This window comes from bacterium (genome assembly GCA_035308905.1).
Taxonomy (GTDB): domain Bacteria; phylum Sysuimicrobiota; class Sysuimicrobiia; order Sysuimicrobiales; family Segetimicrobiaceae; genus DASSJF01.
In genome coordinates, this window is sequence record DATGFS010000034.1 from 21,339 (window position 1) to 27,338 (window position 6,000).

General features: G+C 68.3%; 6 protein-coding genes. All 6 read right to left on the reverse strand.

Annotated features, from left to right (window positions below; translation table 11 throughout):
• Positions 1–159 precede the first annotated feature (159 nt).
• Positions 160–1,266, reverse strand: coding sequence for an ATP-binding protein (locus VKT83_11195; GenBank protein ID HLY23019.1), 1,107 nt, complete (start codon positions 1,264–1,266; stop codon positions 160–162).
• A 5-nt stretch (positions 1,267–1,271) separates the two neighbouring features.
• Positions 1,272–1,994 (reverse strand): response regulator transcription factor, encoded by a 723-nt coding sequence (locus VKT83_11200; GenBank protein ID HLY23020.1) that lies wholly within the window; start codon positions 1,992–1,994, stop codon positions 1,272–1,274.
• Entirely contained in the window at positions 1,991–2,308 is a 318-nt protein-coding gene (locus tag VKT83_11205; protein ID HLY23021.1) for an SHOCT domain-containing protein, read from the reverse strand. Before VKT83_11205 ends, VKT83_11200 begins: the two co-directional genes overlap by 4 nt.
• Positions 2,309–2,504: 196 nt before the next feature.
• Positions 2,505–3,035 (reverse strand): hypothetical protein, encoded by a 531-nt coding sequence (locus VKT83_11210; protein ID HLY23022.1) that lies wholly within the window; start codon positions 3,033–3,035, stop codon positions 2,505–2,507.
• Between the two features lie 176 nt (positions 3,036–3,211).
• Positions 3,212–3,961 (reverse strand): sulfite exporter TauE/SafE family protein, encoded by a 750-nt coding sequence (locus VKT83_11215; GenBank protein ID HLY23023.1) that lies wholly within the window; start codon positions 3,959–3,961, stop codon positions 3,212–3,214.
• Positions 3,962–4,062: 101 nt separating this feature from the next.
• The coding region (locus VKT83_11220; protein HLY23024.1) for an HAD-IC family P-type ATPase at positions 4,063–6,000 on the reverse strand (1,938 nt) is incomplete at its 5' end.

Consider the following 6,000-nt stretch of genomic DNA (forward strand, 5'->3'; position numbering starts at 1 on the left):
CGGGATATCCTTTGAGACGAGAGGGTACCGGGAGTCTGTGCGGCGTCCGTGCCGCTTTCGTGAAGATTCTGTGCGCGATGCCGGAAGATCAGCCAGTGCCGTGACCGGGCGCTTCTGTCTGAAGCCGCTTCTGGCCGTTCTGGTCGCCGAGGTGCCCGCCTACTTCGCCAACGGCAGGGTGACGGTGAACGTGCTGCCGCGCCCCAAGCCTGCGCTTTCCGCCCCGATCGAGCCGCCGTGCGCCTCTACGAGGTGGCGGGTGATCGTGAGGCCGATGCCGCTGCCGCCGCTCGTCCGGGCCCGCGAGCGGTCCGCCCGATAGAATCGCTCGAACACGTGCGGCAGATGCTCCGACGCGATCCCGATTCCGGTGTCGGCGACGGCGATCGCGACCGTCCCGTTCGCGCGGCCGGCGCGGATCTCGACCCGCCCGCCCGCGGGTGTGTACTGCAGGGCGTTGCCGAGCAGGTTGGTGAGCACCTGGCCGATCCGATCGGGGTCAGTCAGGACCGGGAGGGGTCCGGACGCGATCTGGACACCCATCTCCACCCCTTTGTCCGCGAATTGGGGGCGGAACCGGCCGGCGGCGGCATCGATCAGTTCCCGGACCTCGACACGACGAAGGTGGAGCGACACCTGCGCGGCTTCGGCCCGGGAGAGCTCTTGCAGATCGTCCACCAGCCGCTGGAGGCGGGCCGTCTCTCGGGCTACCCGGCGAAAGGTCTCCGGGGTAGCGGGCATCACCCCGTCCAGGAGTCCCTCCATGTACCCGGCGATGCCCGCCATCGGTGTGCGGAGCTCGTGCGCCACGTCGGCGATCAGGTCCCGGCGCCGCGCCTCCACTTCCTCGAGCGACTCGGCCAGCTGGTTCACGTGGACGGCGAGCTCGCCGAGCTCATCGGCGGAGGCGACTGGGACGCGCTCCCCGTAGCGCCCCGCGGCGATGCGGGTCGTCACCACGGCCATCGCCTTGATGGATGCCGCGATCCGCCGGGCGACGACAAGACTGACGACGGCGGCGGTGAGGACGGCGGCGATCGCAGCGACGCCCACAGCCGTGTTCACCGCGGCAAGCAGGTCGTTCAGAAATGCCGTCATGCGTTCAGGAGGCTGACCGAAGAACCGCGGCATCGCGGCGAGGTGCTCGCTCACGATGACCGGGGTCAGCATTTGGATCGTCACCCACAGCACCACGGCCCCGACGACGAGGCTGAGCGCAGAAGAGAGAAAGAGCCTCCCGCCGAGCCGTAGGCGCGGCGCACCCATACGGCTCACGTCCCCGCGTCGGCGAATTTGTAGCCGACCCCGCGCACCGTGTGGATGAACACCGGCCGGTTCGGGTCGTCGCCGAGCTTCCGCCGCAGCTCCTTGACGTGCGCATCCACCACGCGGGCGTCGCCGAAGTAATCAGTCCCCCAGACGCGCTGCAGGAGGGACTCTCGCGTAAGCACGTGGCCCGAATCGCGCGCTAGCGCGTAGAGCAGGTCGAATTCGAGCGCGGTGAGCGTCACCGGCTGCCCGTCCTTCGTGACCTCCCGCCTCCCCGGATCGACCCGCACCCGCCGAAATGTCTGGACCGGCTGCTGGCCGTCTGCGGCGCGGCTCCGGCGGAGGACGGCACGGACGCGGGCGACCAGCTCGCGGGGGCTGAACGGCTTGGTCACGTAGTCATCGGCACCCACGGAGAGTCCCACGATCCGATCGGTCTCCTCGGTCCGCGCGGTCAGCAGAATCACGTAGATCGCGGACTCGGCCCGCAGCTGTCTCAGCACCTCAAGTCCGTCCACGCCGGGGAGGTTGAGGTCCAGCACGACGAGGTCCGGCCGAAACGCCCTGGCCTTCGCCAACGCGTCGGACCCGGTCATGGCGATGTCGACCTGGAACCCGTCGTTCCGCAGATAGGACCCGACCAGGTCGACGATGCTTTCCTCGTCGTCGACCACCAACACGCGAGGGCCGGCCACCCGGCTCTCCCCGATCGACGCGACGCTCACGGATGCCATCCGGGGCGATACCACGGTGCCATCCACGGACCGTGCATTCCCCAGGGCCCCGCCATCGTCAGCAGCACGAGCGCGACCAGGATCAGCGCGATCAGCAGTGCACCCCACGGCCCTGGCCACGCTCGCGGCGGCGCAAGTTGCTGGCGTATCTGCCGATACTGCTCCTGGGTCAATTCCCCCCGAGCGTAACGAAGGTCCAGTGTTTCGCGGGCCGAGGAAGAGTGCTGGGCAGTGGAGGGGAAGAGCCAGGACGCCACCCAGATCGCCAGCACGACGACGCCGGCCCAGAAGATCAGCATCCACATCCCCATCCAACCCCACATCGCGTTACCTCTCTCCTGATACGTCGAGCGTGGACGGCTACGTCACATACGTATGGCGTCGACTCTCTCCCGTCCTTCGGCCGTCGATGCAGGCTTACGTGAAAAACTGGTTGCCACTCGCCTCGTTCGATGGATCCAGCGGGGCGGGCCTGCGCCCGCCCCACTGCTGGTCATCCCGTTACCGCGGAAAGCCGGGCGGGAACGGCCCGCCGGACCCCCAGCCGAAGGGATGCCGGAACCCAAATCCGGGTCCCGCGCCGGGACCGAACCCAACGCCGCGACCAAACCCAACGCCGCGCGCGGGCCCAACCTGCAGCAGCCAGTTGGCCTGGTCCTGCGTGATCTTTCCCGCGCTCAGCGCCTGATCAACGGCATCGCGGCGAGCATTCACCGCGGCGGTCTGGAGATCGGCCGGCGACACGTGCTTCGCCTCAGCAATCGCCCAAATCGTCGTTCCCGACGCCACCTCCTGACGCAGGGCGTCCGGGGACATGCCCAGGGCCCTCGCCGCACCCGAGAAGGCCGCGATCTGCAGGCTGCTCACGACGTCGGCCGGGATACCGACCCCGCCAGGGCCAGCCCATGGTCCACCGGCACGCACCCCCGGCCCTCCCCAAGGACCAAACCACGGTGCCGCGGCCTGCGTCACGACCACGCCCGCCCCGAGCAACGCTAGGATAATCCCGCTGACCAGCAGGAGCTTCCTCATCGCCGTTCCCTCCTTCATCGACCGGGCCCCCACACTGACTCAGCCCCGGTTTTTGCTTCCGATGAGAGGGTACCGCCGGTCCGTGCAGCGCCCGTGCCGCCCCCGTGAAGATTCCGTGCGACCGCTCCTGGGCGAGCGGCGCGGCGTCCGGACCGGCCACACCATCGGTGCTTCCTTTAGATGCCGAGGATTTGGATCAATTTATACGCGGTCAGGACCACGATGAGCACGCCGAAGAACTGCTTCAGCCGCCTGCCTGGGACGTAGAGGCTCGTAATGCGGGCACCGAGAAAGGATCCGGCCGCGCCCACGACCACCAGCACGCTTGCCAACTGTAAGTTCACGCTCGCCGTGGCCAAGTGCGGCAGCAGGGCCGAGAAGGACGGCGGCGTCACGGCGAGGGCGTTGATCGCCGCGGCGTGCTTGGGCTCGAAGCCGACCACAATGAGGGTGGGGAGGAGCAGGAACCCCGGGCCCACGCCGAGCATGCCGGCGGCGACTGCGATGGGCGCGGCGAGCAGCAGGGCGAGCCGGAGATTGACCTCCGCGGGTGCCGGCGAGGCGGCGGCGGGGTGGTCCGGCAGAAACATGCGCCACGCGAGATAGGCGACCGCCACGAAGTAGAAAGCCCACAGCCACCGGGGATCGACGTGCTGGGCGAGCCACGCGCCGAGCGGGGCGGCGACGGTGGTCACGATGGCGAGCCAGATAGCCGGACGCCATTGCACCAGACTGCTCCGGGCGAAGCCGAACAAAGCGAACAGCGCCGTGACGCCGTTCAGAAACAGAGACAGGGGTTGTACCTGATGCACCAGATCGTGCAGGAACAGGCCCAGGAATGGGACGGCTGCGAAAGCCACGCCGAGCCCGAGCATACCGGAGGCGACCGCGAGCAGGAACAACCCGATGCTAATCGTGACGGTCACGCTGACCCTCCCGGTGCCCTCCACATCGCAGGCGGTCTTCTGAGAAACCCGTTCTGGAGTGTGCGCGTGAGGCTCAAGTTCTTATGGCTCGGCGCCCCTCCTCAAAATTTGGCGTCCGAGCCCGCCAACCGCAACAAGGCAACCTTGAGTTGGTCGGCGACGAAAAGGAACAGCACGGTAAGAAGCAGCACGGCGCCCACCAGGGACGACGGAAGCGGCGCCACCAACCAGCCCTCGACGACCACGAGCATGACGGTGCCCACAAGCACGAGCGTGGCCGTGATCAGCCAATGCCCCGGATAGGGCTTCGTCCAGAAATAGCTTCGCGCACGCGTCATATACAAAATGCTTTGTGAGCCGGCGAGGGTCAGCCACAAGAACACCAGGGTTTGGAGCGTGGCGGTGCCGAGCAGCAAGATGTTCGCGCCGGCCCAGTAGACCGCGCCGCTCAGCAGAAGCAGCGGAACGGCGAGTCCCACGGCGGCCACCATCAGTGGACGAATCGCCCAGCGGTCCGGGACGGGTGAGGCCGTCACCTGATCCGCGGAGACTGCCATGGTCGCGACGTCCGTGGTGATCAGCAACAGCACGATCTGGAGAGGGGTGAGCACGAACGTGTTCAGCACCAGCACGCCCAAGGAGAGAAACACTGGAATGGCGATCTTGCGGGTCATCAGCGTCATGACGAAGGTCTGCATCCGCCGGTAGATCCGCCGGCTGGCCTCGATCGCCGTGATGATCTCGCCGAGGCCGGGCCTGGTCAGAACGAAGCCCGCCGCCGCCTTCGCGACGTCGGTCGCGTTGGCCACCGCAATCCCGATGTCCGCCTGCCTGAGGGCCGGCGCGTCGTTGACGCCATCGCCGGTCATTCCGACGACATGGCCCGCCGTCTGCAGCGCCCGGACGAGAGAGAACTTGTCCTGCGGGAAGACCCTCGGGAAAATCGAGAAGCGCGTCGCCGTCTCCGGATCGAGATCCTCGCGGATCGTCCCGGACGGCGCGACCTCGCCGGCGATGCCGACCTTGGCGGCAATCGCCCGCGCGGTCTCCTCCCCGTCTCCGGTCAGGAGCAGCACGCGCACGCCGCGCTGTTGCAATTCCGCGATCAGGGCCGCCGAATCGGCTCGGGGGGGATCGCTCAAGGCCAGGAGACCGGCGACGCGGAGCCGGCCCTCGGGTCCGGCCGCGACCGCCAGGACGCGCGACCCGTCCGCGGAGAGGCGCGCGACGGCCTCCGCGATCTCCTCCCACGGCGCCCCGGCGAGTCCGGCAACGGTCGCCGGCTCGCCTTTGACGACGCGCAGCACCTGACCGTCCTGCCGCACCATCGCCTCCGAGCGCTTGGTGGCCGGGTCAAACGGCACGAAGCTGACCCGCTGTGCCGACGCGTCCACCACCCCGCGCTCCCGGGCCGCCCTGAGGATGGCGAGATCGATCGGATCCTGCGTGGCCTCCTCGGACGCCAGGGCGGCGAGGCGCATCACCTCGCCCGGGCTCCCCGCCGCGGACGGCTCCACCTGTCCGACCGTCAGCCGGTTCTCAGTGAGCGTTCCGGTTTTGTCGAGACAGAGCACATCCACCGCCGCCGCGTCCCCGATCGCTGAGAGACGCGTGGCCAGGATCCCTTTCTCCGCCAGCATGCGCGCGCCCATCGCGGCCGACATCGTGAACATCACCGGCAGGGCCATGGGGACGGAGGCCACCAGCAGCATCAGCATGAACGGAAGAGCCCCGAGAAACATCCTGCCCTCGACGATCGTGACCGCGAACACGACGACGACCAGGAGGAGATCGAGGGCGCCCAGGGACTTGGCAATTCCCACCACGAGGCGTTCGAGGCGGGGCGGTGCCGCGGCCGTGCGAACCAGCTCCGCCGTTCTCCCGAAATAGGTCCGGCTGCCCGTCGCGGTCACGACGCTGGTCGCCTCGCCGCGGTTGACCAAAGAGCCGGAATACGCTGTACTTCCCGGACCGCGCTCGACCGGGAACGACTCGCCCGTCAGCACCGACTGATCCACCAGGATTCCGCCGTCGGCAAG

Bases quoted from the DNA above. Each gene is read 5' to 3' on its own strand.
- VKT83_11195 (HLY23019.1), bottom strand. From the start codon at position 1,266: ATGGGTGCGCCGCGCCTACGGCTCGGCGGGAGGCTCTTTCTCTCTTCT.
- VKT83_11205 (HLY23021.1), bottom strand. From the start codon at position 2,308: ATGTGGATGCTGATCTTCTGGGCCGGCGTCGTCGTGCTGGCGATCTGG.
- VKT83_11210 (HLY23022.1), bottom strand. From the start codon at position 3,035: ATGAGGAAGCTCCTGCTGGTCAGCGGGATTATCCTAGCGTTGCTCGGG.